Origin of the sequence: Actinoplanes sp. NPDC048796, assembly GCF_040650035.1 — a bacterium.
Classification (GTDB): domain Bacteria; phylum Actinomycetota; class Actinomycetes; order Mycobacteriales; family Micromonosporaceae; genus Actinoplanes.
Genome location: NZ_JBEZGO010000003.1, coordinates 256,815 through 282,594, shown reverse-complemented (window position 1 = coordinate 282,594; position 25,780 = coordinate 256,815). Strand labels below are relative to the sequence as shown.

The following is a 25,780-nucleotide window of genomic DNA, read 5'->3' as shown; positions in this document are numbered from 1 at the left end:
GCCGATCCGCATGCTGCACGACCGCGTCCTCGTCCGCCAGGACGGGGGTGAGGGGGAGCGCCGGTCCACAGCGGGCATCGTGATCCCGGCGACCGCGTCGATGGGCCGCCGCCTCTCCTGGGCCACCGCGGTCGGCGTGGGGCCGAACGTGCGGTCGATTGTCGTCGGTGACCGGGTGCTGTTCGATCCCGACGACCGGTCAGAGGTCGAGCTGCACGGCAAGGGCTACGTGTTGTTGCGGGAGCGCGACGTGCACGCTGTCGCGGCGAGCCGGGTCGAGTCGGACGGGACTGGTCTCTATCTGTGACGAAAGGCCCCCGGAAATCCGGGGGCCTTTCTCGTGACGCAGGTCAGGCGGGCGAAACGCTGAGGCCGACCTCGTTGACGCCGACCGTGGCGTCGACGACGACCTCGCCGTTGCCGCCACGCGACAGGGCGCGCAGCGTCCACGAGCCGGGGGCGGCGAAGAACCGGAACGCGCCCTCGGGCGAGGTGACGACCTCGGCCGTGAACTCGCCGGTGCCGTCGAGCAGCCGGACGTAGGCGCCGGCCACGGCCTCACCCGCGGCGGTGCTGACGATGCCGGTGATCACGGTCTCGCGGGTCAGGTCGACGCTGGCCGGCAGCGGGGCCGACTGGTCGGGGGCGGCGCAACCGGCCGCGGTGTTGGACGGTGAAGTCATGTCTGATCAGGCCTTCCCGGGCTCGTCGCCGAGGGCGATCGGCACGCCGATGAGGGAGCCGTACTCGGTCCAGGAGCCGTCGTAGTTCTTCACGTTCTGCTGGCCGAGCAGCTCCTTGAGCACGAACCACGTGTGCGAGGAGCGCTCGCCGATGCGGCAGTAGGCGATGGTGTCCTTGCTGCCGTCGAGGCCGGCCTCGCCGTAGATCTTGGCCAGTTCCTCGTCGGACTTGAAGGTGCCGTCCTCGTTGGCCGCCTTGCTCCACGGCACGCTGATCGCGGTCGGGATGTGGCCGCCGCGCTGCGACTGCTCCTGCGGCAGGTGGGCCGGCGCGAGCAGGCGGCCGGCGAACTCGTCGGGGCTGCGCACGTCGACCAGGTTCTTCACGCCGATGGCCTCGACGACCTCGTCGCGGAAGGCGCGGATGGACAGGTCGGGCGCGGACGCGGTGTAGCTGGTCTTCTCGCGGACCGGCACGTCCTTGGTGTACGGGCGGGCGTCGAGCTCCCACTTCTTGCGGCCGCCGTCGAGCAGCTTCACGTCGCCGTGGCCGTAGAGCTTGAAGTACCAGTACGCGTACGCCGCGAACCAGTTGTTGTTGCCGCCGTACAGCACCACGACGTCGTCGTTCTTGATACCGCGCTCGGAGAGGAGCGCGGAGAACTGCTCCTGGTTGACGAAGTCGCGGCGGACCGGGTCCTGCAGGTCCTTCTTCCAGTCGATCTTGATGGCGCCGGGGATGTGGCCGCCGTCGTAGGCGGTGGTGTCCTCGTCGACCTCGACGAAGACGATGCCCGGGGTGTCGAGGTTCTGCTCGGCCCAATCGGCCGAAACGAGTGCGGTGTCGCGACTCATCGGTTCACTCCCTGTCGGTGGAGATGGGGGAGAGTCAGCGCACGGAGATGTTCAGTCGCACCGCGCGCGGGACCCAAAGGTGAAAAGGGATCTCGTGCTGTCGTGCGACGGCGCCACTGCCGATGAACGAGCTAGAAGTTGCTCAGCACTAGTGGCTCCGTCAGAGGACGGAGCAACACAGGCAGGCGGCCACGCGGCACAGGTCGACCGCGCGCCTCTTGGTGAGCAAGGGGCTCATGAAATGTGACCCTACCAGCGGTTCACCGGGCGGTAACAGACTCGACCACCATCCGGGAACATGGCCGGGGTCACAGACCGCCGGTGTTCAGTGACACGTTGGTGGCCCCGGCGGTGAAGCGGAGCCCGTCGGCCTGCGGCTCCACTTTCTGCACCTTCAGGTTGAGCGGCAGCGCCGGCACCCGCAGGTCGACCGCGAGCTTCTGGACGTACGAGGCGATCAGGTTCTTCACCAGCGGCACGTCGGGCAGCCCCTCGGCGGTCACGTCGGAGAACCGGATCTGCACCGCGTCGCCCTTGACCTCGACCGTGGCCGCGCCGGAGACGTTGAAGGTCTGCCCGAGCGCCTGGACCGGCGCGGTGCCGACCAGCTTGCCGTTCTGCTCGGAGAGTTTCAGGCCGGGCTGGTTGATCAGCTGGGCGACCTGGTCGTAGTCGATGGTGCCGGTGCCCGTGACGGCGCCGGCCACGATGTCGCCGTTGCCACTGCGCAGGGTGTCGAGCGGGGCGTTCACGTCGGTGGCCCGTACATCAAGAAGGTCGGTCTTGATCGTGCCCCCGTTGCCGGCGGGACCGGAGAAGTTCGGCAACTTGATGTTGATCTCCTGGTAGTTGCCGTCGAGGACCTGGGTCAGGAACGGCACGCCCTCGATCGTCACATCCGGTTTCTCGCTGGTCGCCTGCTGCTGGGTGACCTGCTCGGACACCCGGTCGCTGATCTCGCGTTCGGCGTACGACGCGGCCACCCGGTCGGCGACCACCAGCAGCACGCCGATCAGCACCAGGAACACGATGAGGGTGATGAGCAGGCGGCGCCCACGCCGTTTGCGGGGCCGCTGCTGCGTCCCGTACACCTCGCCCACCGGACCTCCCCATCGAAGCGACGACGAAAAGGTACATGCCCCGTTCCACCGCGCCGCGAAACGGTCAGTTGAGGTACCAGTGCGTCACGGCGTAGGCGAGGGGCGCGATCAGGGCGAAGGCGCCCAGCGGCCCCTGCATGTGCCGGGCCACCCAGAAGGTCGGCGCGTCGCCGGCCAGACGGCGCCCGGCCTGCCCGAAGTTGACGGCCAGGTCGACCAGGTGGGCCGCGACGACCGCGATCAGGCCGATCACCGCGCCCTTGGCCGGGGTGAAGGGCAGCACCAGCACGCTGCCGAGGAAGGCGGCGGCCAGGGTGCCGAGCATCGCGCCGAGCACCACGCCGGCCGCGCCGCGCGGCACCTGGGCCGCGATCCGCGGCTTGGGCAGGACGGCGTCGGTGGCCCGGGCGACCACCAGGGCCACCCCGGCCGCGGTGGCGCACATGGTCAGCGTCTGGGTGCCGGACTCCTGCCGGGTGAGCAGGATGGGGACGGCGTACGCGACCACGCCGGCCATGATCGCCAGGGTGGCCCGCCACGAGTCGCGGGCCCGGGCCCGGTCACCCGAGCGGACCAGCTGGGCGATGAACGCCACCAGGAACCCGGCGAGCAGCACCCACACGAGCGGGAGCAGTTCCGGTTCGGCCCGGTTGACGGCCAGGTAGTCGGCGATCAGCGCGACCACCCCGCTGACCCCGGCGGTGATCGTGGCCTGGGCCGGCCGCAGCGCCATGATCCAGGCGATCAGATAGAGAGCCTGCACCCCGAACAGGACGATCGCGTACGGCAGGCGGGCGTCCGGGGCCGAGGTCTGCGCGCCCAGGATCAACCCGATCGCGAGCAGGCCGGAGAACCCGGCGATGGCCAGCGAGAGCTGCCGGCGGACCGGTACGACCTCGATCTCCTCGAACTCCTCGTCGAGGTCGTCGTCGGCCGGGTCGTCGTCGGGGTGGACGCCGGAGGGCGGCCGCTTGCCGCCGGAGCGCGCGATCTCGCGCGACGCGTCGGCGTCCCAGGGGTCGTCCTGCGGCATGGAGGGGAACACGCAGCGATCGTGCCAGACCCGGGCCCCGAAGGTAAAAGGCCGGTTACGCGGCCATGGTGGGAGCGTTCACTACGTCACTCGGGCAAACGATCGAGGTGTTCCAGGCGGTGGATCGGTTAAGGTAAGCGCAGCCCACCCGTCGGTGACGCCGGGAACAACTACGCCGATGAGTCACCCTGTGCGGCCCTGGGCCGCAAGGACGGAGGTGAGTGTGGAAATCCTTCTGTTGGTGACGGCACGTGCCGGTGAGCCTTCCGCCGTGCTGCCCGCGCTGGATCTGCTTCCCCACTCCGTACGCACCGCCCCCCGCGATGTCCGCACCCTGGTGTCCGGCCCGAGCCCCGACGCCGTCCTGGTCGACGCGCGGTCCGAGCTCTCCGAGGCCCGTGCCACGTGCCGCATGCTGCACGCGACCGGCATCGGCGTCCCGCTGATGGCCGTGGTCACCGAGGCCGGCCTGATCGCGCTCAACGCCGACTGGGGCGTCGACGACGTCATCCTGGCCAGCGCGGGTCCGGCCGAGGTCGAGGCCCGGCTGCGCCTGGGCGTCGGCCGCCTGAGCAACGCGACCGCGGGCGCCGGCGGATCGATCCGGGCCGGTGAGCTCAACATCGACCCCGACACGTACGCGGCGAAGCTCAAGGGCCGCCCGCTCGACCTCACCTACAAGGAGTTCGAGCTGCTCAAGTTCCTCGCCCAGCACCCGGGCCGGGTCTTCACCCGCGACCAGCTGCTGCGTGAGGTCTGGGGCTACGACTACTTCGGCGGCACCCGCACGGTCGACGTGCACGTGCGGCGCCTGCGGGCCAAGCTCGGCTCCGAGTACGAGTCGATGATCGGCACCGTGCGCCAGGTCGGTTACAAGTTCGTGGTCCCGCCGTCCGGCCGTCAGCTGCCGGACAACGAGCCGGTCTCGCTGCCGGTCTGAGACCACCCATGACGGAGATCCGCTCCACGGATCGGCTGACGTCCGCGGAGGCGGCCGGCGTTCTCGCGCTGGCCGCCGCCGCGGAAAAGGCCGACGGTGTCTATCCCCTTTCCGAGGATGTGGTTCTCCGGGTACGCGGCGGGGGTGATCCCGCGGCACAGCGGCACCTTCTCGCCTCGCAAGACGATGAGCTCGTCGGTTACGCGTTCCTCGAGGACGCGTCCGGCGAGCTTTTTGTTCATCCGGCCCACCGGCGGCACGGCCACGGCACGGCGCTGCTCGCGGCTGCCGGTGACGGCCCGCTGACCTTCTGGGCGCACGGCGACGAGCCCGGCGCGCGGGCTTTCGCCGAGAAGGCCGCTTTCGCCCGGGTGCGCGTCCTGTGGCAGATGCGGCGTTCATTGCTCGAGCCGCTGCCCGACATCCCGCTGCCCGCCGGCCTGACCGTGCGCGCCTTCCGCCCCGGCTCCGACGAGGACGCCTGGCTGGCGGTGAACGCCCGCGCGTTCGCCCACCACCCCGAGCAGGGCCGCTGGACGATCGACGACCTGCTGCTGCGCGAGGCCGAGCCGTGGTTCGATCCGGCCGGCTTCCTGCTCGCCGTCGACATCGAGGACACGCTCGCCGGCTACCACTGGACCAAGGTCCACCCCGCCTCCGGCGACGATCCGGCGCTGGGTGAGATCTACGTGCTCGGCGTCGACCCGAGCGGTCACCGCAAGGGCCTGGGCGCCGCGCTGAGCGTGGCCGGACTGCGCCATCTGGCCGCGCAGGGGCTCACCGTTTCGAACCTTTATGTCGACGAGTCGAATGCCGCCGCGGTCGCTTTGTACCGCCGTCTGGGCTTCGAGATCTTCAAAACCGACGTGAGTTATCAGCGTCACTGATTCGTATTCTCACGAGTCACGAACAGGACAAGGCCGTATCTCGGGGCGGTAACTACCGCCCGTATAAGTCGGATATTTCGGTCTCTAGTCACTCAGTTCACGCAACGGACAACTCGCCCTCAGGACAAGGCCATGTTCCGGCGGAAACGTGTTCACCGCCAGTTCACCAATGGCCAGGTAACCGGCTACCTCGCCTGCTTAGCTTTCGTTGTGTTGCCGGTGCGATACCGGCTTGCACACCACCCTGAAGGGAAAACAGTGAAGCTCCAGCGGTCCGGTTACATCGCCGGCATTGCTCTGACTGCCACGCTCGCCCTCACCGCGTGCGGCTCGGACAACAACGAGCCGTCGGGTGACAGCGGCGCTTCGGCTGCTGCCGGCAACTGTGTTGCGGGCAGCGTGACGGCTCAGGGCTCTTCGGCTCAGAAGAACGCCATGGCCGAGTGGATCAAGAAGTACCAGTCGCAGTGTTCCGACGCCAAGATCAACTACGAGGCCACCGCCTCGGGCGCCGGCATCCAGGCCTTCATCGCGGGGACCGCCGACTTCGCCGGCTCCGACTCGGCCCTCAAGGAGGAGGAGCAGCCGAAGGCCGACGCCAAGTGCGCCGGCGGCGCCGCCCTCAACCTCCCGATGGTCGTCGGCCCGATCTCGGTCGTCTACAACCTGGACGGTGTCGACAACCTCCAGCTCGACGCGCCGACCCTCGCGAAGATCTTCGACAGCAAGATCACCAAGTGGAACGACCCGGCGATCGCCGCGCAGAACTCGGGCGCCAAGCTCCCGGACAGCACCATCACCGCCGTGCACCGCTCGGACGAGTCGGGCACGACCGACAACTTCACCAAGTACCTGAGCAAGGCCGCCGAGAAGGACTGGACCTACGGCAACGCCAAGGCCTGGAAGGCCAAGGGCGGCACCGGTGCGGCCAAGTCGGACGGCGTGGCCAGCGCGGTCAAGAGCACGGCCGGCTCCATCTCGTACGTCGAGCTCTCCTTCGCCGAGAACAGCGACCTGCAGAAGGCCAAGATCAAGAACGGTGCCGGCGAGTACACCGAGCTGACCGCCGAGTCGGCCGGTAAGGGCATCGAGGGCGCCAAGATCACCGGCACCGGCAACGACCTCAAGCTCAGCATCGACTACAACGCCACCACGGCCGGCGCGTACCCGATCGTCCTGGCGACCTACGAGATCGTCTGCAGCAAGGGTTCCGCCAAGGCCGCCTCGCTGAAGGCCTTCTTCACCTACACCTCGAGCAAGGGTGGCCAGGACGCGCTGACCGACCTCGGCTACGCCCCGCTGCCGGAGACCATCCGGTCCAAGGTCGAGACCGCCGTCGCCTCGATTTCCTGACCTAGCCAGATAGTCAAATCCCTCCGAGACGACAGCGAGCGAGCAGATGGGTGACTACCCCTCCCGCTCGGAGAACGCCACCGCCGGCGACCTGGGTGCGACAGCAAGCCACACCCAGGTCGCCGGCCTCGGCGTATCCCCGAGCAGTTACGAAGAACCCCCGTTCGGCGGCGGTGGCGCCCTCCCCCGGAAGAAGCGCTTCTCGATGGAGAGCGGGTTCCGCGGTCTCTCCGTCGGCGCGGGCGCGATGGTGCTGGTCATCATCGTGGCCATCGCGATCTTCCTGATCTCCAAGGCGGCGCCGGCCATCAGCGCCGACAAAGAGAACTTCCTGACCTTCAAACAGTGGTTCCCGAACGAGACGTCGCCGCGCTTCGGCATCGCGGCGCTGGCCTTCGGCACCGTGCTCACCTCGGTGATCGCCTTGATCGTGGCCGTGCCCATCGCCCTGGGCATCGCGCTGTTCCTGTCGCACTACGCGCCCAAGCGGCTGGCCACGCCGCTGGGCTTCGTGATCGACCTGCTGGCCGCCGTGCCCAGTGTCGTCTTCGGCCTCTGGGGCCGCGACGTCTTCATGGAGCCGGTCCGCAGCTTCTCGGAGTGGCTCAACAAGTACTTCAGCTGGATCCCGATCTTCGGCGGCGACGGCCCGTTCGGCCGCTCCGTCCTGCTCGGCTCGCTGGTGCTGGCGATCATGGTGCTGCCGATCGTCACCTCGCTCTCCCGTGAGGTCTTCCTGCAGACCCCGGCCATGAACGAGGAGGCCGCCCTCGCCCTGGGCGCCACCAAGTGGGAGATGATCCGCACCGCGGTCCTGCCCTACGGCAAGCCCGGCGTGATCGCGTCCGTGATGCTCGGCCTCGGCCGCGCGCTCGGCGAGACGATCGCCCTGGCCCTGACCCTGGGCGTCGTCTTCAACGTCTCGTTCAACATCATCGAGAACGGCGGTAACTCCATCGCCGCCAACATCGCCAACGCCTTCGGCGAGGCCAACGAGACCGGCCGCGGCGCCCTGATCGCCTCGGGTCTCGTCCTGTTCGCCATCACCCTCGTGGTGAACATGGCCGCTCGGGCGATCATCTACCGTCGGCGCGAGTTCCGGGACAGTGCGGCATGACACTTCTGCAGAACGAGGCGTCTGAGGTCGTCATGACGCCGGACAACATCCGGACCAAGAAGCTGCCGCTGGCGTACAACATCGGCATCGCGGTCGTCGCCCTGGCCATCGCCGCGGCGATCGTGTTCCCCACCGGCATCGGCAACTGGGTGCTGGTCGTCGTGCTCGGTGTCGTGTTCTACCTGATCGGTCTCCAGATCGTGGCCGGCCGCATCGAGGGCTCGCGTGCGGCCCGCAACCGCATGTGGCAGGCCGCCATCTACTGCGCCTGTGTGCTGGCGATCCTGCCGCTCGCCTCGGTGGTGTGGACGCTGGTCTCCAAGGGCGTGTCCCGCCTGGACGGTGACTTCTTCGGCAGCTCGATGAACAACATCGGCGCCCGCGACGCCAACGGTGGCGCCTACCACGCCATCATCGGCACCCTGGAGCAGGTCGGCATCGCCGCGCTGATGGCCGTGCCGCTCGGCGTGCTCGGCGCGATCTACCTGGTCGAGTACGGCCGGGGCAAGTTCGCCGCCACGGTCCGCTTCTTCGTCGACGTCATGACCGGCATCCCGTCGATCGTGGCCGGCCTGTTCGTCCTGTCGTTCTGGGTGCTGATCGTCAGCAAGTGGTTCAACGACGGGACGCCGCAGTTCTCCGGCTTCGCCGCCTCGCTGGCCCTGACCGTGCTGATGCTGCCGACGATCGTGCGGTCCACCGAGGAGATGCTGCGCCTGGTGCCCGGTCCGTTGCGGGAGGGCGCGTACGCGCTCGGCGTGCCGAAGTGGAAGACGATCCTCAAGGTGGTCCTGCCGACCGCCCTGCCCGGCATCGTCACCGGCGTCATGCTCTCCATCGCCCGCGCGGCCGGCGAGACGGCCCCGGTCCTGCTCGTGGCCGGCGGCGCCGCCGCGATCAACTTCAACCCGTTCGAGGGTGGACAGCAGTCCCTGTCGCTGTTCGTGTACCAGCAGGCCGGCGACGCCTCGAAGTACGCTCCGGCCCGTGCCTGGACCGCCGCTCTCACGCTGGTCGCTCTCGTTCTCGTCCTGACGATCGCGGCCAAGCTGCTCGCCCGCCGCTCGAGTCTCCGTTAAGAGGTATCCCCCCATGGCCAAGCGCATCGAGGCGAGCGGTGTCAGCTCGTACTACGGCAACTTCAAGGCGATCGACGGCATCTCGATGACCGTCGAGCCCAAGACGATCACCGCCCTGATCGGACCGTCGGGCTGCGGCAAGTCGACGTTCCTGCGGTCCATCAACCGCATGCACGAGGTGCTGCCGAACGCCCGCATCGAGGGCCGGCTCACCATCGACGACCAGAACATCTACGACCCGGACGTGGACGTCACCGCGGTCCGCCGGCTGATCGGCATGGTCTTCCAGCGGCCCAACCCGTTCCCGACGATGTCGATCTACGAAAACGTGGTGGCCGGCCTCAAGCTCAACGGCGTCAAGAAGAAGTCGGTGCTGGACGACGCGGCCGAGCAGTCGCTGAAGTCGGCCAACCTGTGGAACGAGGTCAAGGACCGGCTCAACCGGCCCGGCGCCGGCCTCTCCGGTGGTCAGCAGCAGCGTCTCTGCATCGCCCGCACCATCGCGGTCGAGCCCCAGGTCGTGCTGATGGACGAGCCGTGCTCGGCGCTCGACCCGATCTCGACGCTGGCGATCGAGGACCTGATGTTCAAGCTGAAGGACCGCTTCACGATCATCATCGTCACGCACAACATGCAGCAGGCGGCCCGCGTCAGCGACAAGACCGGCTTCTTCTCGATCGACAAGACCGGCGACCCCGGCCGCCTGATCGAGTACGACGACACGCAGAAGATCTTCAGCAACCCGTCGGAGAAGAAGACCGAGGACTACATCACCGGCCGCTTCGGCTGAGTTCGTCTTTTTATGGAAGGCGCCCTGCTGCTAAGGAATGTGCAGCAGGGCGCCGCCGTCTTCGGTGAATTCCACGCGAGGCTGAACGGGCGTCGCGGCATTGCGGCGGCTCGAGGCGGCGACCACTTCAGCTATTTTTTTGTACGGTCGTAATGAGTCAACGGTCGAGCGCGTCGGTGGGAGCATGGCCAGGCCGTACGCGGCTGCCGGGCCGGACCATTGGGTGCCGTCACTCTCACCAGAGACGTCACGGGCCGTCTGTCCTTCCGGCAGGAGAGAGACGAAAAACCAGGTGTCGAAGCGCCTCGGCTCGAATTCCGGCGTGATCCAGCGGGCCCAGGGAAAAAGTAGGTCGTCGCGCAGCCGCAGGTCGTGACGCCTCAGCAACTCGGTCAGCGTCAGCTCGCGGGCGGCCAGGGCGGCCCGCTCCGCCTCCCACTCGTCGGTGCTGACATCGCTCACCGTGCGGTCGGGCTGCTCGATCGGGCCGGCCAGCAGGACTCCGGCCTCCTCGAAGAGCTCGCGGGCGGCCGCGCCGACGACGGCCCGGGCGCGCTCATCGGGCACGCCGAGCAGCGCGGACCAGTCCTTGCGGATCGTCTCCGGGCGGTCGGACGGATCGACGCCGCCACCGGGGAACGCGTACAGGCCGCCGAAGACCATCGTGGTGGCGCGCTTCAAGACGTACAGCTGGAAGGAATCGCCCGAAGGGCGCAGAAGCACGACGGTGGCCGCGTCGCGGACCGGAGCCGGAGTGCCGCGGAACTCGCGTGCCCTTTTGACCATGGCCGGTGGAAGGCTGAACGGTGTCGAGTCGGTCACCGTTCGATCCTCCCCATCCAACCGCCCCACCCACCACCCTAAACCGGACTGGACGGCTGTCTTTCTGCCCCGCGAAAGATAGCGTAGCGATCATGACCGCACAGAAGGTTCGCTGGGGCATTCTCGGCCCCGGCGGGATCGCCGCCACGTTCGCCGCCGACCTGCCGCTCGTGCCCGGCGCCGAGCTCGCCGCCGTCGGATCGCGCTCGGCGGAGACCGCCGCCGCGTTCGCCGAGCGGTTCGGCTTCGCCCGCGCGCACGGCTCGTACGTCGACCTCGCCGCCGACCCGGACGTCGACGTCGTCTACATCGCCACGCCGCACGCCTTCCACGCCGAGGCCGCACTGCTCTGCATCGAGGCCGGCAAGCACGTCCTGGTCGAGAAGCCGATCACGCTCGACCTGCTGACCGCGGCCGAGGTGATCGCGGCCGCCCGCGACAAGGGCGTCTTCCTCATGGAGGCCATGTGGATGCGGCTCAACCCCGCCATCCGCAAGATCGCCGAGCTGGTCGAGGAGGGCGCGATCGGCTGGGTCAGCGCGATCCACGCCGACTTCGGCCTGCAGGGCCCGTTCGGCGCCGAGCACCGGCTGCGCGACCCCAAGCTGGGCGGCGGCGCCCTGCTCGATCTCGGCGTCTACCCGATCAACCTGGTCCATCTGATCCTCGGCGCGCCGGCCTCGGTGCAGGCCTGGGCGCACCTCACCCCGGAGCGGGTGGACGAGAACACCGGCGTGCTGCTCGGCTACGAGCCGGGCGCGGTCGCCGCGATCACGTGCAGCATCAACGGCGAGAGCCGCAACAACGCGACGATCACCGGCACCGACGGGCGGATCGAGCTGCCCTCGGGCTTCTTCGTGCCGCGCTCGTTCCGGCTGCACCGGGCGGGCAAGGAGCCGGAGACCTTCGAGTTCCCGTTCGAGGGCAGCGGCTACCAGTTCGAGGCGGCCGAGGTGCAGCGCGCCATCCTCGCCGGCGAGCAGGAGAGCCCGCTCATGCCGCACGCCACCACGCTGGAGATCATGACTCTGCTCGACACGATCCGCGAGGAGATCGGCGTCGTCTACTAAGGTGGCTTGATGCCGTCGAGAAAGGTCGGCGGCAAGCCGACGTCGAGCGATGTGGCCAAGGCCGCTGGAGTCTCCCGGTCCGCCGTCTCGTTCGCCTTCAACAATCCCCAGCGCCTCTCGTCGGCGACCCGCGAGCGCATTCTCGCGGTCGCCGGCGAGCTCGGCTACACGCCCAGCCCGCTGGCCAAGATGCTGCAGTCCGGCGCCACCAACTCCATCGGTGTCCTGCTGCCGCAGAAACTGGCCCAGGTGCTGGAGAACCCGTACTACGCCCGCTTCCTGATGGGTGTCGGCCAGGTCTGTGACCAGGAGGGCTACACGCTCCTGCTCAGCCCGCCGCTGCAGGACTCGGTGCTCAAGGCCATCCCGGTCGCGGCGGCCGACGGCTTCATCGTGTGCGGCCTGCAGACCGAGGGCGCCGAGGTGGCCGAGCTGGAGCGGCGCGGCGCCCCGTTCGTGCTGATCGACAGCGACCGCTACGAGAACGCGCCGAGTGTCGACGTCGACGACCGCGGCGGGGCGTACGAGGTGGCCCGCTACCTGCTCGAGCTGGGCCACCGGCGGCTGGCCGTGCTCTCCATCGACCCCGGGCCGCTGACCCGGGGCTATCGCGGGCCGCTCGGGCGCCGGCTGGCCGGGATCGGCGAGGCCCTGGCCGGGGCGGGCCTGAGCATGGACGACGTGGCGCTGGCCGAGGTGCCGGTGTCGCGGACCGAAGGCTACCGGGCCGCCCGCGAGTTGATGGCCCGCGACCCGAGGCCGACAGCGATCCTGGCCCTGTCCGACGTGCTGGCCTACGGGGCGGTGGACGCGCTCACCGAGCTCGGGCTGGAGGTGCCGGGCGATGTGTCGGTGACCGGGTTCGACGATCTGGCGGAGTCGGCGTGGTTCCGGCCGCGGCTCACGACCGTACGGCAGCCGATCGTGACCAAGGGCCGGACCGCGGCCGACTTCCTGATCTCGGCGGTGCGGGGTGAGGACCAACATCCGCACCAGGTGCTCGGTACCACGCTGATCGTCCGTGATTCAACGGCTAAACCGGTGATGTAACACGAGTTAGTAATCCTGCTACGGTCACGATCATGAGTGATTCGTGGTGGCGGTCCGCTGTCATTTATCAGATCTACCCGCGCAGCTTCGCCGACGCGAACGGCGACGGCGTCGGTGACCTGCCCGGCATCCGCAGCCGGCTGCCCTACCTGCGCGACCTGGGCGTCGACGCGGTCTGGCTCTCGCCGTTCTACCTCTCGCCGCAGGCCGACGCCGGCTACGACGTGGCCGACTACCGGGTCGTCGACCCGCTGTTCGGCACCGTCGACGACGCCCGCGACCTGGTGGCCGACGCGCACGACCTCGGCCTGCGGGTGATCGTCGACCTGGTACCCAACCACTCGTCCGACCAGCACGCGTGGTTCCAGCAGGCCCTCCGTGAAGGCCCGGGCTCGCCGCTGCGCGAGCGCTATCACTTCCGCGACGGCCGCGGCGATCTCCCGCCCAACGACTGGCCCTCCATCTTCGGCGGCCCCGCCTGGACCCGGGTGCCGGACGGTCAGTGGTACCTGCACCTGTTCGCCCCCGAGCAGCCCGACTTCAACTGGGACCACCCGGCGGTCGCCGACGAGTTCCGCACCATCCTGCGCTTCTGGCTCGACCTCGGCGTCGACGGCTTCCGCGTCGACGTGGCCCACGGCCTGGTCAAGGAGGCCGGCCTGCCCGACATCGGCCGCGAGACCGAATGGCACCTGCTCGAGGTCGGCGAGAGCCCGTGCTTCGACCGGGACGGCGTCCACGAGATCTACCGCAGCTGGCGGCGCATCCTCGACGAGTACCAGGGCGAGCGGATCGCCGTGGCCGAGGCGTGGGCGCCCACCCTGGACCGGGTGGCCGGCTACGTGCGCCCCGACGAGCTGCACCAGGCGTTCAACTTCAGCTACCTGGCCACCCCGTGGGAGGCCACCGCCCAGCGTTCCGTCATCGACGCCTCCCTGGCCGCGATGCGGGCGGTGGGCGCACCCACCACGTGGACGCTGTCGAACCATGACGTGGTCCGCCACACCAACCGCCTGCTCCAGGACCTCACCGGAGACGTCGCCGGCCGCCGGCCCACCGAGGTCGACCCGGTGGCCGGCCTGCGCCGCGCCCGGGCGGCGTCGCTGCTGCTGCTGGCCCTGCCCGGCTCGGCCTACCTCTACCAGGGCGAGGAACTGGGCCTGCCCGAGGTGATCGACCTGCCGCCGGAGGTCCGCCAGGACCCGGCCTTCCACCGCGCGACCGGCCAGGACGGCTACCGCGACGGCTGCCGCGTCCCGCTGCCCTGGTCGGGCACGTCGGCGCCGTACGGCTTCGGCCCCGAGGGCGGCCCGTCCTGGCTGCCCCAGCCGGCCTCGTGGGCGGCACTGAGCGTCGAGGCCCAGGACGGCGTCGCCGGCTCCACGCTGACCCTGTACCGCGACGCCCTGGCACTGCGCCGCAAGCTGCTGTCGGGCGACGACCTGACATGGCAGGAGGCCCCCGAGGGCCTGCTGATCCTCGACCGGGGCGCCGGCTTCCGCTGCACGGTCAACATGGGCGCGGCCCCGGTCCGCTTCACCCCGCCGGGCGAGCTCCTGCTGACGAGCGGCCCCGTCGACGGCACCCCCACCGAGATCGAACTCCCCCCGGACACCACAGTGTGGTGGCAGATCTGAGAAGACTCGCCAGGCCGGGGGACGGTCCCGGCCTGGCGCCTCTCACCGGCCTGATCCGGTCCGGCGGACGAGCATGTACCCGTACGGCGGCTCCGATCCTCCGGGCTGCGGGTTGCAACCCTCGAAGATCAGGGTGAACCCCGCGGCGGCGAAGCGGTCCGTCATCTCCTGGGCCGAGAGCCAATAGCGGTCGAAGTCGATGCCGAAGCTCGCGACACGGCTGTCCGGAGCGTTGCGGTGCCGGGCGCCGTCGCCGTGCTTGAAGGCGGCCACCAGATATCCGCCCGGTTTGGCGACCCGGGCCAGCTCGGCGAAGGCGGGAACCCGGGCCTCCGGCGCCAGGTAGATCAGCGAGAACCAGCACACCACCCCGGCCAGCGAGGCGTCCCCGAACGGCAGCTCGCGCAGGTCGGCGACCTCGTAGGCGAAGCCGGGGTTGTCCCGCCGCGCCACCTCGATCATCCGAGGCGAGAGATCCACGCCGCGCGGCGACAGGCCCCGGCCCGCGAGGTAAGGAAGAAGGCGGCCGGTGCCGCAGCCCACATCCGCGACGTCGGTGCCCTCGGCCACCGTGAGCTCGGCGAACAGGTCGAGCATGGCCCGCTCTATCGGCATGCTCTCGAGCACCCCGGTCAGGTTCTCGGCGTACCACTCCGACAGCACGTCATGCGCGTCCCGCAGTTCCTCAGTACCAGCGTCCATCCCGGGCAACTTACCGGTGCGGTGGTTAGCCGGCTATCGGGTTGCGCTGCGGCAAGATCGTTAGCTGGCTATCCTTCGATGGTGAAGAGCGTCGAGGTCATGCGCGTCAATGCGGCGCTGAACAAGATGAGCCAGCTGTACCGGGTGGCCAAGGCCAGGCGGCTCGGGGAGCTCGGGCTGCACCCCGGCCAGGACGTGTTGCTGTGGCAGCTGGCTCAGGAACCGGACGGGATCACCGTGACCGAGCTGGCCGGGCGGCTCGGGGTCGAGCCGCCCACGGCTACCCGCAGTCTGGTCCGGCTCGGTGCCGGTGGGTGGTTTCGGCGGGAGCCGGTGCCGGGGGACCGGCGGCAGGTACGGATCGTGATCTCCGAGGCGGGGCTGAAGCTGATCCCGCGTATCGAGGACGCCTGGAACGACCTGGCCGATCAGATCATCGGGTCGGCCACCGTGGCCGAGCGGGCGATCGTGCTCAGCGCCCTCGAACGGGCCAACGACCGGCTCCGGGCCGACCTGGGCGACGACGCCCCGGCCGATAGTTAGCCGAACAGCGGGCGGACCAGCAGGTAGACGCCGCAGGCGATCAGGCCGGCGGCCGGGAACGTGGTCACCCAGGCGACGACGATGTTGCCGGCCACGTTCCAGCGGACCGCGTTCAGGCGCTTCGTGGCGCCCACGCCCATGATCGCCGAGGTGATCGTGTGGGTGGTCGAGATGGGTGCGTGCAGCACGTACGCGTTGAAGAAGAGCACCGAGCTGGCGACCGTCTCGGCGGCGAAGCCCTCGGCCGGGCCGAGGTCGATGATCTTGCGGCCGAGGGTACGGATGATGCGCCATCCGCCGGAGTAGGTGCCCAGGGCGAGCATCGTCGCCGTGGTGATGTAGACCCACCACGGGATGTCGGTGCGGCTGTCCTGGAAACCGCCCGTGTACAGGGCCAGCACGACGATGCCCATGGTCTTCGCCGCGTCCTGGATGCCGTGGCCGATGGACATCGCGGCCGCCGACAGCGTCTGGGCGTGCCGGAAGCCGCGGTTCAGCTTGCCCGGATTGCCGCGCCGGAAGATCCACATGATGGCGACCATCACCAGGAAGCCGAGGATCAGGCCGACGATCGGCGAGGCGACCATCGGGATCAGCACCTTGCTGACGATGTTGCCCCATTGGACGGTGCCCAGGGAGGAGGCGAGCAGGGTGGCGCCGACCAGGCCGCCGAACAGGGCGTGGGACGAGCTCGAGGGCAGGCCGAAGTACCAGGTGATGAGGTTCCAGGTGACGGCGCCGACGACGCCGGCGAAGACGACGCCGAGGCTGGGCACGCCCGGTTCCAGCGTGACCAGGCCGTCGCCGACGGTCTTGGCCACCTGGCCGCCGAGGTGGGCGCCGATGAAGTTGCCGACGGCGGCCATCGTGAGCGCCACCCGCGGGGTCAGCGCGCGGGTGCTGATGCTGGTGGCGATGGCGTTGGCGGCGTCGTGAAAGCCGTTCGTGTAATCGAACGCCATGGCGGCGATGATGACCGCCAGGACGGCGATGAGCTCGGGCGACAAGGTCTAGGACTCCTTGACCGCGATGGTCTCGACCGTGTTCGCCACGTGTTCGAAGGCGTCGCAGGCGGCCTCGAGCTCGTCGGCGACCTCCTTCATCTTCAGGACGGTCAGCGCGTCGTACTCACCGGAGAAGAGCCGGACCAGGAGCATGCGGTACGCCCGGTCGCCCTCGTTCTCGAGGCGGTTGATCTCGATCCAGTACTCGTCGAGACCCTTCATGGCGCGCAGCTTCGGCATCGCCTCGGCGGTGATCTTCGCCTGCTGGTCGAGCACGTTCACCAGCTCGTGCATCTCGCGCGGCAGGGACGGGAGCTCGGTCAGCCCGTACAGGTAAAGCAGATTGCCGACCGCCTCGAGGTGGTCCATCACGTCGTCGAGCTGCGAGCCCAGCGAGTAGATGTCCTCACGGTCGAACGGCGTGATGAAGGTGGAGTTGATCTTCTTGTACAGGTCGTGGGTGATCTGGTCGCTGTCGTGCTCGACGTCGGTGAGCCGGTCGCTCACCGACTGCACGTCCACACCGGGCAGCGCCAGCTCGTTGAGCATCTCGGTGCCCTTCACGAGGTTGTGCGCCGCCTTCGTGAAGAGCTCGTAGAAGGCTCCCTCGACGGGACGGAATGAAAACTTCACGGGGCGACCTCGATCGGCAAGCTGGGGATGGATCTCCAGGAATGCTAAGGCCTCCCGTGGTTTACCTTTCGTTCGCCTGTTAAACGGGCTCGCGGCGACGATCGCCACGGGCTGCCGTGGGCCGGGGTGAGGCACGCCGGACGGCCCGGGTCGGCAGCGGTTCGCGCGCCACCCACTGGCTGACCGGGTGGCGGCGCAGATGCTTGGCGAGCCCGCGCTGGTCGGTGTCGGCGATGACGTCGACGCCGGCCTCGCCCAGTTCCGTCCAGATCGCCCGCCGGGCTTGGCGGGTCCCTTCGGGCAGACCCGCGATTCGCACCGTACGGCCGTCCTCGTGGGCCGAGCGCACCATCGCGTGCAGCAGGTGACGCTCCTCGGCCGAGATCGGTTCGCGTCCGTCCCACCCGAACCGGCGGCTCCACGGCTCACTGATCATCGGGACCAGTCCCGTGGGCGCCGCCGGGGAGCCGATGTCGTCGAAGGTCCCCTCGGCGAACGCGTACCGCACCCGCTCGGCCGCGAGCAGCTCGCGCACGTCGACGATGCCGGCGATCGAGACGGTGACCGCGCCCGGAGTCAGCTCGTCACCGTCCCCGCGGCTGAGCAGGGCGGCGTGGTCGCGCAGCTGCTGGTCGAGCATGCGGTAGGCCTGGAGCAGCGTCTCGGCGTCCCGGTTGGCCCCGGTGAACTCGACGGTGAGCCGGAACGGCACCTGCTGCCCCTGGGCGAGCCGGCCACCGTGGGCCCCGATCCGCGCGAAGAGCGGGGTGAGCACCAGCCGGCGCAGGGTGCGCCCGGGCTGGGGGGTGCCGGGGCCGAGGAACAGCTCGCCGTGCGGCCCGGGGGTGACCGGCACGGTCAGGCCGCCCAGGCCGTTCCGCAGCACCGCGGGGAGCGGGTCGAGGTCGGCCGGCCGGGCGATGGCGTGCCCGGTCGCCTGGTACGGGCGGGGCCGGCGGGCCCGTACCGCGGCCGTGACCGCTCCGGCCACGGCCGCGACCCCGGTGAGACCACTCGCGATCGTCACGGCGTCGTTCACAGCGCACCATCCGTATTAGTCCAAAATGTGCGTTTTTACTGTGTCACATGTGCTACCCGCGGCAGGGCAATCTCCTTCAGAATTCCCCCATGCCGCCCGTCGAGGAGTTCGAGGCCCACCGCCCGCACCTGTTCGCGGTGGCCTACCGGATGCTCGGCAGCGCCGCCGAGGCGCAGGACGTGGTGCAGGAAGCGTGGCTGCGCTACTCCAACGCGCACGAGGACGTCCGGGATGTGCGCGGCTGGCTCACCACCGTGACCGGGCGGCTCTGCCTCGACGTGCTCAAGTCGGCCCGGGTGTCCCGCGAGGCCTACCCCGGGCAGTGGCTGCCGGAGCTGTTCGTGGACCCCGACGGCGACCCGGCCGGGCAGGCCGAACGGCGCGACCAGGTCGGCCTGGCCCTGCTCGTGGTGCTCGAACGGCTCACTCCCGAACAGCGGGTCGCCGTCGTGCTGCACGATGCCTTCGCCATGCCGTACGGGGAAATCGCCCTGGTCCTGGGCAGCACCGAGGCGACAGCGCGTCAGCACGGGTCACGCGGACGCCGGGCGGTCGCCGAGGGGCAGGTCCGGCACACCACCGACCAGGCCGAACAGCGCCGGGTGCTGGCCGCCTTCCTCGAGGCGGTGAACGGCGGCGACGTCCGCGAACTGGCCGCCCTGCTGGCGCCCGACGTGGTGTCGATCAGCGACGGCGGCGGCTGGTTCAATACGGCCCGGCGCCCCGTCGTCGGCGCCGACAACGTCGCCCGGTTCTTCCTCGGCATCATCACCGGCAAGCGGCTCGGCGACGACGCGGTCTTCACTCCGGCCCTGGTCAACGGCATGCCCGGGGTCTACGCCTCCGGCCGTTACGCCGACGGGCGGCCGCTGCGGGCCGCGCTCGCGCTCACCGTCTCGGACGGGCGGATCACCGGCATGTTCCAGCAGCTCAACCCCACGAAGGTGCTAGTCAGCGACCTTCTGTAGGTACTTGTGGAAGTGGTGGGCGAACGGCTCGCTGCCGTCACCCAGGGCCACCATCAGCTTGTCCGCGGCCGCGTGGGCCTCCCGTACCAGATCGCCGGGATATCCGAACAGCTCCCGGTGCTCGGCGAACTCGTCCTCGTCGCGCAGCTCGACCACGCCCGTCGAACGCCGGCGCACCACGTCGAGGTCGAGGTCGACGATGTGCACGGTGTCGCCCTCCCACCGCGCCGGCGTCGTGATGTCGCAGTAGACCTCGCTGGTCCGCGGCGGCGGGTTGAACATGCCCGTCCACCAGGCGTGATGGGGAATGAGCAGGACGAACGGGATCTGCTCGACACTCGGCCGGCCGTGGTAGACCGACGACGTGCCGCGGGTGACACCCACCCACACGCCGAGGTCGTCCTCGTCGAACCGGCGGGCCGGATAGTCCCGGTGGGCCGAACCGTCGTACTTGGTGTAGACGACCCGGACCGTCTCGTTCGGCATGCGAGAACCCTAACGGTGGTCGGCTTCTGTCGGTGGTGGCGGGTACCGTCTCCGCGTGCCCGCAGCTACGAAGAAGAAGGCCACCGCCGAGCAACTCCTCGCCGCAGCCGTCGGGGCGGTCCCCGGCGGAGCCGCCCGCCCCGGCCAGCAGGCCATGGTGGCGGCCATCGACAAAGCCATACGCGACCGTGAGCACCTGCTTGTGCAGGCCGGCACCGGTACGGGCAAGAGCCTGGCCTACCTGACCCCTTCGCTGCTGGTGGACGGGCCCGTGGTCGTCTCCACCGCCACCCTGGCCCTGCAGAACCAGCTCGTCGAGCACGACCTGCCCCGGCTGGCCGCCGCCGTCGAGCCGGTCCTCGGCCGTAAACCCACCTTCGCCGTGCTCAAGGGCCGTCACCACTACCTGTGCGTCGCCAAGATGGAACACGCCGACGAGCAGGAGCCCACCGACACGCTCTTCGACGACGCGCCGCCGCAGCGGGCCACCCAGTGGCTGGGCGAGGCGGGCCGGCTCGGCAAGCAGATCCAGCGCCTGCAGGCCTGGGCCGAGAAGACGAAGACCGGCGACCGCGACGAGCTCGACCCCGGCGTCGACGACACCGCCTGGCGCCAGGTCTCGATGCCGGCCCGCGACTGCGTCGGCGCCGCCAAGTGCCCGTACGGCGCCGAGTGCTTCGCCGAGGCCTCCCGCGCCCGGGCCCGCGAGGCCGACATCGTGGTGACCAACCACAGCCTGCTCGCCGTCGACATGCTGGCCGAGCGGCACATCGTCCCGCCGCACAAGCTGCTGGTCATCGACGAGGCGCACGAGCTGGCCGACCGCGTCTCGGCCGCCTCGCAGGCCGAGCTGACCCCCGACGCGATCGAGCGCTCGACCCGCCGGGCCCGCACCCTGATCCCGCCCGCGGTGGCCGAGTCGCTGGCCGAGGCGGCCGACGCGCTGACCGTGGGCCTGGCCGACGTGCCGGCCGGCCGCATCACCTCGGGCCTGCCGCAGCCCCTCCAGCACGCGCTCACCCTCCTCGACTCGGCCACCCGGGCCGCGCTCAGCGCGATCGGCGAGGTCAAGTCCGACGACTCCGACCCGGTCCGCAAACAGCAGGCCAAGGCGGCCTTCGACGACCTGAGCGACACCACCCAGCGCCTGTTGGAGGAGGATGCCTTCGACGTCGCCTGGGTCGAGAAATCCGACATGGGCTCGGGCCGCCGCGCGCTCGTGGTCGCCCCGCTCTCGGTCGCCGGCACGCTCTCCCAGGGCCTGTACTCCGACCGCACGGTCGTCGCCACCTCGGCCACCCTGACCCTGGGCGGCCGCTTCGACACGGTGGCCCGCTCCCTCGGCCTGCCGGTCGCCGCCACCGCCCCGACACCGGCCGCCGAGGCGCCCTCGGCCTCCGGCGACGGCTGGACCTCGCTCGACGTCGGATCCCCCTTCGACTACCCCAAACAGGGAATTCTGTACGTGGCGGCGCACCTGCCCCGGCCGCAGATGTCCGGCCTGCCCGACGCCGCCGGCGAGGAACTGCTCAAGCTGGTCGAGGCGCTGGGCGGCCGTACGCTCGGCCTCTTCTCCTCCCGCAAGGCGGCCACCCAGGCCGCCGAGCTGCTGCGCGCCCGCACCGACCTGCCGATCCTGCTCCAGGGCGAGGAGTCGCTGCCGATCCTGGTCCGCAAGTTCCGGGAACAGAAGGAGAGCTGCCTGTTCGGCGTGATGTCCCTCTGGCAGGGCGTCGACGTGCCGGGCGACTCCTGCCAGCTGGTGGTGATCGACCGGCTGCCGTTCCCCCGCCCCGACGAGCCGCTGGCCGCCGCCCGCTCGGCCGCGGTCGACGCCAACGGCGGCTCCGGCTTCGCCTCGGTGAGCGTGCCGATCGCCGCGATCCGGCTGGCGCAGGGCGTGGGCCGCCTGATCCGCGCGACCGGCGACAAAGGCGTGGTGGCGGTGCTCGACTCCCGGCTCGAGACGGCCCGCGGCTACGGCGCCTTCCTGCGCAAGTCGCTGCCTCCGTTCTGGTACACGACCCGCACCGACGTGGCCGTCGGCGCCCTGCAGAGGCTGGCCAAACAATGATCAGAATCGCCTGCACCTTCGTGGTCGACACGACCGGCGCCCTGCTGTTGCAGTTGCGCGACGACAAGGCGCCCTACCACCCGAACGTCTGGGGCCTCCCCGGCGGCTCGGTCGAGGAAGGCGAGACCCCGGCCGAGGCGTCGGTGCGCGAGCTCTGGGAGGAGGCGTCCATCCGGCCGTCGGAGCCGGTGCGGCTGTTCGCCCGCCAGGAGCTGCCCGCGGAGAACAGGGTGAAGAACTACTTCTACGCCCCCACCACCGCGACCCAGTCCGACGTGGTCCTGGGCGAGGGCGCCGCGATGCTGTTCATCCCGGCCCTCGAGGTCCCCGGCCGCCCGTTCACCCCCGGCACGGCCGAGATGGTCGACCGGTTCCTGGCCTCACCCGAATACTCGGCCCTCCACCGATGACCGACCTGCCCCCACCCACCAGCTCCCGATCGAACGCCGACACCGCGCCGGGCGAGGGCTCGGGCGCCGGCTCTTCACTGGAAGCGGGCGTGCCGGGCCCTTATCCGCGGGGCGGTTCTTCCCCGGGAGGTCCGGCGCAAAGGCGGTGGTGGCTGATCGGGGTGGTCGGCGCGTGGATCGTCGTGGTGGCGGCGCTGGCGGTCTGGTCGGTGGGGCACGAGCGGGCGACCGTCCCCGAGCAGCGTGCCATCGCGCTGGCCGTGACCGACCTTCAGCGGGCGGCCGGCGCGCTGGTGGCGGCGGCCGAGGGGCCGGGGCGCGCGGTGGTGCTGGGCGAGCTGGAGCTGGTCGACGGCTGCCGGGTGACGCCCGTGCGCGAGGGCGTGGCCGGAGCCCGGGACGTGACCGTCCACGTGCCCCGGGGCGAGCTGAGAACGACGATGGAGTCGATCAGCAAGGCGCTGCCCGGCGGATATCGGACCGAGCTGGGTGAGGGCCGCGGCGGCACCCGGCTGTCGTTCCACTCCGACGCCGGCGACTTCATCGGCATCGACGGCACGGCCGAGGCGACCGCCCAGGTGCTGACCCTGCGGTTGTCGACGGGCTGCCGCCCCCGCTCGGACGACCTCGACCGCCGGGATCCGCCGGCCGGCTCCGCCCCCGCGCTCTTCCAGCGGACCGTGCAGGCTCTGGGCCAGGGTGATACCCCGGAGACCTTCGCCGCCCTGTGTCCGAACAAATCGGTCGTTGCCACGTACGTCGCCGCGGGTGTGCCGATGTCCAAGGACCTGGCCGCCGCCCTGGCCACGGTCACCGATGGCGCCGAGGTCATCCGGGCCGACAAGTCGGTCCGGGCCTACCGGGTGGGGCCCGACTCGCTCGTGGTCAGCCCGGACGGCGATCTGCTGAAGGTCAGCGTGACGACCGCCTGCGGTCAGTAGACCAGCGCCTGGGCGCCGTCGCCCATGATTTCTTCGACGAAGACGGCGGCGCCGGCTATGCGGATGCCGGGGAGCACGTCGTCGGGGGTGATGTCGCGGCGGGCCGCGCACTGCGTGCAGAGCGTCAGGCGGCCGTTGGTCAGCAGCAGGTCGATCAGGTCGGGCAGGGGGGCCGCGTGGGGCAGTTCGAACTCCGCGGCGCGGCCCGGCAGGGCGAACCAAGCCGACTCGCCGGTCAGCCAGAACGACACGTCTACGCCGGACGCGGCGGCCGTGGAGGCCACCGTGAAAGCCTGCGAACAGCGTTCCGGGGCGTCGGCTCCGGCGGTTGCCTTGACGACCAACAAGCGTGCCATGAGCGCCAGCATAAGATGGGCCGGTCATGGTTACGGAAATCGGGTTCGTGAGCCTGCTGGTCGCCGGTCTGGGCGGTCTGGCCGGCGGTTTCGGCTATTTGGCTATGCGTGTTTCTAGGGGGCGTTGGTGAGTGAGAATCCGTTGGGCCCACCGCCCTGGCTGAACGCTCCTCCGGTCGGGGCCTATCCCTACGAGGACACCCACGACCTGCGTACGGGCCCCGACCTGCACCCGGCCCTGCTGGGCCTGCTGCCGTTCGTCGGCCTGTGGCGCGGACGGGGACAGGGCGGCTTCCCCGAGGAGCAGGACTACGACTTCGCCCAGGAGGTCCGGATCAGCCACGACGGCCGTCCGTTCCTGCGCTGGGATTCGCGGTCCTGGCTGCTCAACGACGCCTCCGAGGCGACCGGTGAGTGGATCGTCGAGTCGGGCTTCTGGCGGCCGGTGCTCAACGACGGCCGGGCCACCGACGAGATGGAAGCCACGATGATCACCGCGGACGGTGTCGCGGAGCTGTACGTCGGCAAGGTCATCGGCACCACGCGGCTGGAGATGGAGGCCGACGCGATCGCGTACGTGCCCTCCGGCCTGCACGTCACCGGCGGCCAGCGGCTGTTCGGCATTGTCGAGGGCGCGCTGCTCTACGCGCACGAGCAGGCGGTCGACGAGAGCGGCCTGCGGCCGCACATGTCGGCCCGGTTGCTGAGGATCGGCGGCTGACAAGAGGGCGTAACCTTCGTTACGTGTCCGCCACTTCGCTAGCCGCCATGCTCCGGGAGCGGGGGCTGCGGCTCACCCCGCAGCGCCAGCTCATCCTGGAAGCGGTGCACGAGCTCGGCCACGCCACGCCCGAGCAGGTGCACAACCATGTGCGCGAGCGGGCCGCCGGGGTCAACATCACGACCGTGTACCGGACGCTCGAGCTCCTCGAGGAGCTCGGGCTGGTCAACCACACCCACCTGTCGCACGGCTCGCCGACTTACCACACGGCGGGTGAGGATCAGCACGTTCACCTGGTCTGCCGTGGATGCGGGTCGATTTCTGAGGTAGACCCGTCGGTGATGAGGCCGGTCACCGACCGGCTGCTCGCCGAGCGGGATTTCCGGGTCGATGTCGGCCACGTCTCGCTCTTCGGGGTCTGTGGGGACTGCAAGGAGCTGTGAGATGACCGTCGTGATGGCCGAGGATCTCGACCCCACGTCCGCCGACGCGGGTGTGCCCGTGCACTACGGCGACCCGATGCGTGAGCAGCGCACCCTGGCCACCGCCGTGGGCCTGGTCGACCGGTCCAACCGGGACGTGATCGCCGTGCCGGGCGAGGAGCGCGCCTCCTGGCTCCACACCCTGACAACCCAGCATTTGTCGGATTTGTCCGCTGGAACCGGCAGTGAACTGCTCGTCCTCTCGCCCAACGGCCATGTCGAGCAGCACGCGTACGTCACCGAGGACGGCACCACCGCCTGGCTCGACACCGAGCCGGGCGCCGGCGCCGGTTTGCTGAAATACCTGGAAATGATGCGGTTCTTCACCCGGGTCGAGCCGCGCGACGCGAGTGAAGAGATGGCCGTGCTGTCACTGGTCGGCCCGGGCGCCGCCGATCTGTTCCCCGCGCTCGCGGCGCCGAGCATCGCCGAGGTGCCGGGCGCCAAATTCGCCGCCGGCGAGGTGCCGGGCCATTCCACGAGTGTGTACGCGGTGACGCCTTACGCCGGGGGCCTGGCCCGGCGCGTACCCCTAGGAATTGATCTTCTGGTTCCCCGGGCCGAGAAGACCGCCGTCATCGAGAAGCTCGGGGTGCCGCTGGCCGGCCTCTGGGCCTACGAGGCGATCCGCGTCGAGCACCGCGTGCCCCGGCTCGGCTGGGAGACCGACCACCGCACGATCCCGGCCGAGGCCGACTTCATCGCCGCCGCCGTCCACCTCGACAAGGGCTGCTACCGCGGCCAGGAGACCGTCGCCCGGGTGCACCACCTCGGCCGCCCGCCGCGCCGCCTCGTCCTGCTGCACCTCGACGGCGTCGCCACCGACCAGCCGCCGGCCAAGGGCACGCCCGTCGTCAACGGCGACCGCGAGGTCGGCTTCGTCGGCACCGCCGTCCGCCACCACGAGCTGGGCCTGATCGCCCTCGCCGTCCTCAAGCGCAACGTCGCCGACGACGCCGAGCTCCGGGTGGGGGAGTCCGCCGCCGCGATCGATCCCGCCTGAGG

General features: G+C 70.1%; 31 protein-coding genes. 19 read left to right on the top strand and 12 right to left on the bottom strand.

What is annotated here, in order from left to right; translation table 11 throughout:
• The first annotated feature begins 10 nt into the window (after positions 1-10).
• A complete protein-coding gene (locus AB0C26_RS15140; RefSeq protein WP_097317651.1) occupies positions 11-307 on the top strand; it encodes a co-chaperone GroES in 297 nt (98 codons plus the stop codon).
• A gap of 43 nt (positions 308-350) precedes the next feature.
• Here AB0C26_RS15140 and AB0C26_RS15135 read toward each other — a convergent pair whose 3' ends face one another.
• The 5 genes from AB0C26_RS15135 to AB0C26_RS15115 all read right to left on the bottom strand — a co-directional run bounded on the left by AB0C26_RS15135 (position 351) and on the right by AB0C26_RS15115 (position 3,683).
• Positions 351-683, bottom strand: a complete 333-nt coding sequence (locus AB0C26_RS15135) for a DUF1416 domain-containing protein (protein ID WP_360247048.1) — start codon at positions 681-683, stop codon at positions 351-353.
• A 6-nt stretch (positions 684-689) separates the two neighbouring features.
• Positions 690-1,538: a sulfurtransferase gene (locus AB0C26_RS15130; protein ID WP_360247046.1), complete on the bottom strand. Its 849-nt coding sequence runs from the start codon at positions 1,536-1,538 to the stop codon at positions 690-692.
• Positions 1,539-1,698: 160 nt separating this feature from the next.
• Complete coding sequence (locus AB0C26_RS15125; RefSeq protein ID WP_360248245.1) at positions 1,699-1,776, bottom strand: Ms5788A family Cys-rich leader peptide; 78 nt, start codon at positions 1,774-1,776, stop codon at positions 1,699-1,701.
• A gap of 70 nt (positions 1,777-1,846) precedes the next feature.
• Complete coding sequence (locus AB0C26_RS15120; protein WP_360247044.1) at positions 1,847-2,638, bottom strand: DUF2993 domain-containing protein; 792 nt, start codon at positions 2,636-2,638, stop codon at positions 1,847-1,849.
• A gap of 64 nt (positions 2,639-2,702) precedes the next feature.
• Entirely contained in the window at positions 2,703-3,683 is a 981-nt protein-coding gene (locus AB0C26_RS15115) for a hypothetical protein (RefSeq protein ID WP_360247042.1), read from the bottom strand.
• Positions 3,684-3,888: 205 nt separating this feature from the next.
• Between AB0C26_RS15115 and AB0C26_RS15110 the strand changes: the two genes are divergently transcribed.
• The 6 genes from AB0C26_RS15110 to pstB all read left to right on the top strand — a co-directional run bounded on the left by AB0C26_RS15110 (position 3,889) and on the right by pstB (position 9,837).
• Complete coding sequence (locus AB0C26_RS15110) at positions 3,889-4,611, top strand: response regulator transcription factor (protein WP_179854978.1); 723 nt, start codon at positions 3,889-3,891, stop codon at positions 4,609-4,611.
• Between the two features lie 8 nt (positions 4,612-4,619).
• Entirely contained in the window at positions 4,620-5,498 is an 879-nt protein-coding gene (gene mshD, locus AB0C26_RS15105; protein ID WP_360247040.1) for a mycothiol synthase, read from the top strand.
• 258 nt (positions 5,499-5,756) lie between these two features.
• Positions 5,757-6,851, top strand: coding sequence for a phosphate ABC transporter substrate-binding protein PstS (pstS, locus tag AB0C26_RS15100; RefSeq protein ID WP_360247038.1), 1,095 nt, complete (start codon positions 5,757-5,759; stop codon positions 6,849-6,851).
• Positions 6,852-6,897: 46 nt separating this feature from the next.
• The gene (gene pstC / locus AB0C26_RS15095) at positions 6,898-7,968 is read left to right on the top strand and encodes a phosphate ABC transporter permease subunit PstC (RefSeq protein WP_360247036.1); all 1,071 of its coding nucleotides are present in this window, start codon (positions 6,898-6,900) and stop codon (positions 7,966-7,968) included.
• Positions 7,969-8,000: 32 nt separating this feature from the next.
• Complete coding sequence (gene pstA, locus AB0C26_RS15090) at positions 8,001-9,047, top strand: phosphate ABC transporter permease PstA (RefSeq protein WP_360248243.1); 1,047 nt, start codon at positions 8,001-8,003, stop codon at positions 9,045-9,047.
• A gap of 13 nt (positions 9,048-9,060) precedes the next feature.
• Complete coding sequence (gene pstB / locus AB0C26_RS15085; protein ID WP_360247034.1) at positions 9,061-9,837, top strand: phosphate ABC transporter ATP-binding protein PstB; 777 nt, start codon at positions 9,061-9,063, stop codon at positions 9,835-9,837.
• Positions 9,838-9,867: 30 nt separating this feature from the next.
• On the opposite strand, the gene AB0C26_RS15080 is transcribed toward pstB, so the two are convergent.
• A complete protein-coding gene (locus AB0C26_RS15080; protein ID WP_360248241.1) occupies positions 9,868-10,623 on the bottom strand; it encodes an NUDIX domain-containing protein in 756 nt (251 codons plus the stop codon).
• Between the two features lie 128 nt (positions 10,624-10,751).
• Between AB0C26_RS15080 and AB0C26_RS15075 the strand changes: the two genes are divergently transcribed.
• Genes AB0C26_RS15075 through AB0C26_RS15065 form a run of 3 tightly spaced genes read left to right on the top strand, consistent with a single transcriptional unit; the run spans position 10,752 to position 14,416 of the window.
• Positions 10,752-11,729, top strand: coding sequence for a Gfo/Idh/MocA family oxidoreductase (locus tag AB0C26_RS15075; protein WP_360247032.1), 978 nt, complete (start codon positions 10,752-10,754; stop codon positions 11,727-11,729).
• Positions 11,730-11,738: 9 nt separating this feature from the next.
• Positions 11,739-12,779: a LacI family DNA-binding transcriptional regulator gene (locus tag AB0C26_RS15070; protein ID WP_360247030.1), complete on the top strand. Its 1,041-nt coding sequence runs from the start codon at positions 11,739-11,741 to the stop codon at positions 12,777-12,779.
• Between the two features lie 32 nt (positions 12,780-12,811).
• A complete protein-coding gene (locus AB0C26_RS15065) occupies positions 12,812-14,416 on the top strand; it encodes a glycoside hydrolase family 13 protein (RefSeq protein ID WP_360247028.1) in 1,605 nt (534 codons plus the stop codon).
• Between the two features lie 42 nt (positions 14,417-14,458).
• Here the strand turns inward: AB0C26_RS15065 and AB0C26_RS15060 are convergent, their stop codons facing one another.
• Positions 14,459-15,118: a class I SAM-dependent methyltransferase gene (locus tag AB0C26_RS15060; protein ID WP_360247026.1), complete on the bottom strand. Its 660-nt coding sequence runs from the start codon at positions 15,116-15,118 to the stop codon at positions 14,459-14,461.
• 81 nt (positions 15,119-15,199) lie between these two features.
• Between AB0C26_RS15060 and AB0C26_RS15055 the strand changes: the two genes are divergently transcribed.
• Positions 15,200-15,661 carry a MarR family transcriptional regulator gene (locus AB0C26_RS15055; protein WP_360247024.1) on the top strand — a complete coding sequence of 154 codons (462 nt, stop codon included), beginning with the start codon at positions 15,200-15,202 and terminating at the stop codon, positions 15,659-15,661.
• Here the strand turns inward: AB0C26_RS15055 and AB0C26_RS15050 are convergent.
• The 3 genes from AB0C26_RS15050 to AB0C26_RS15040 form a co-directional block, all read right to left on the bottom strand.
• Positions 15,658-16,668 carry an inorganic phosphate transporter gene (locus tag AB0C26_RS15050; protein WP_360247022.1) on the bottom strand — a complete coding sequence of 337 codons (1,011 nt, stop codon included), beginning with the start codon at positions 16,666-16,668 and terminating at the stop codon, positions 15,658-15,660. The genes AB0C26_RS15055 and AB0C26_RS15050 overlap by 4 nt on opposite strands.
• Positions 16,669-16,671: 3 nt before the next feature.
• Positions 16,672-17,298 (bottom strand): DUF47 family protein, encoded by a 627-nt coding sequence (locus AB0C26_RS15045; RefSeq protein WP_360247020.1) that lies wholly within the window; start codon positions 17,296-17,298, stop codon positions 16,672-16,674.
• 79 nt (positions 17,299-17,377) lie between these two features.
• The gene (locus AB0C26_RS15040; RefSeq protein WP_360247018.1) at positions 17,378-18,337 is read right to left on the bottom strand and encodes a hypothetical protein; all 960 of its coding nucleotides are present in this window, start codon (positions 18,335-18,337) and stop codon (positions 17,378-17,380) included.
• An 89-nt stretch (positions 18,338-18,426) separates the two neighbouring features.
• Here AB0C26_RS15040 and sigJ point away from each other — a divergent pair, with 89 nt between their 5' ends.
• Positions 18,427-19,305 carry an RNA polymerase sigma factor SigJ gene (sigJ, locus tag AB0C26_RS15035; protein WP_360247016.1) on the top strand — a complete coding sequence of 293 codons (879 nt, stop codon included), beginning with the start codon at positions 18,427-18,429 and terminating at the stop codon, positions 19,303-19,305.
• Here sigJ and AB0C26_RS15030 read toward each other — a convergent pair.
• On the bottom strand, positions 19,285-19,791 hold the full coding sequence (locus AB0C26_RS15030) for a DUF402 domain-containing protein (protein ID WP_360247014.1): 507 nt from the start codon (positions 19,789-19,791) through the stop codon (positions 19,285-19,287). The genes sigJ and AB0C26_RS15030 overlap by 21 nt on opposite strands.
• Before the next feature lie 154 nt (positions 19,792-19,945).
• On the opposite strand from AB0C26_RS15030, the gene AB0C26_RS15025 reads away from it, so the two are divergent.
• From AB0C26_RS15025 to AB0C26_RS15015, 3 genes are read left to right on the top strand one after another with little or no spacing between them, the layout of a single operon-like run.
• The gene (locus AB0C26_RS15025) at positions 19,946-21,865 is read left to right on the top strand and encodes an ATP-dependent DNA helicase (protein ID WP_360248239.1); all 1,920 of its coding nucleotides are present in this window, start codon (positions 19,946-19,948) and stop codon (positions 21,863-21,865) included.
• Positions 21,862-22,275 (top strand): NUDIX domain-containing protein, encoded by a 414-nt coding sequence (locus tag AB0C26_RS15020; RefSeq protein WP_360247012.1) that lies wholly within the window; start codon positions 21,862-21,864, stop codon positions 22,273-22,275. The genes AB0C26_RS15025 and AB0C26_RS15020 overlap by 4 nt, the downstream gene beginning before the upstream one ends.
• A complete protein-coding gene (locus tag AB0C26_RS15015; RefSeq protein ID WP_360247010.1) occupies positions 22,272-23,216 on the top strand; it encodes a hypothetical protein in 945 nt (314 codons plus the stop codon). The genes AB0C26_RS15020 and AB0C26_RS15015 overlap by 4 nt, the downstream gene beginning before the upstream one ends.
• Here the strand turns inward: AB0C26_RS15015 and AB0C26_RS15010 are convergent.
• On the bottom strand, positions 23,210-23,584 hold the full coding sequence (locus tag AB0C26_RS15010; RefSeq protein ID WP_360247008.1) for a DsrE family protein: 375 nt from the start codon (positions 23,582-23,584) through the stop codon (positions 23,210-23,212). The genes AB0C26_RS15015 and AB0C26_RS15010 overlap by 7 nt on opposite strands.
• A 14-nt stretch (positions 23,585-23,598) precedes the next feature.
• Between AB0C26_RS15010 and mtfM the strand changes: the two genes are divergently transcribed.
• The 4 genes from mtfM to AB0C26_RS14990 are packed head-to-tail and all read left to right on the top strand — an operon-like array spanning position 23,599 to position 25,778.
• Positions 23,599-23,703: a small membrane protein MtfM gene (gene mtfM / locus AB0C26_RS15005; protein WP_284044707.1), complete on the top strand. Its 105-nt coding sequence runs from the start codon at positions 23,599-23,601 to the stop codon at positions 23,701-23,703.
• On the top strand, positions 23,697-24,293 hold the full coding sequence (locus tag AB0C26_RS15000) for an FABP family protein (protein WP_360247005.1): 597 nt from the start codon (positions 23,697-23,699) through the stop codon (positions 24,291-24,293). The genes mtfM and AB0C26_RS15000 overlap by 7 nt, the downstream gene beginning before the upstream one ends.
• A gap of 47 nt (positions 24,294-24,340) precedes the next feature.
• Positions 24,341-24,736 carry a Fur family transcriptional regulator gene (locus tag AB0C26_RS14995; RefSeq protein ID WP_097317675.1) on the top strand — a complete coding sequence of 132 codons (396 nt, stop codon included), beginning with the start codon at positions 24,341-24,343 and terminating at the stop codon, positions 24,734-24,736.
• Position 24,737: 1 nt separating this feature from the next.
• The gene (locus tag AB0C26_RS14990) at positions 24,738-25,778 is read left to right on the top strand and encodes a folate-binding protein (protein WP_360247003.1); all 1,041 of its coding nucleotides are present in this window, start codon (positions 24,738-24,740) and stop codon (positions 25,776-25,778) included.
• Positions 25,779-25,780: the final 2 nt, after the last annotated feature.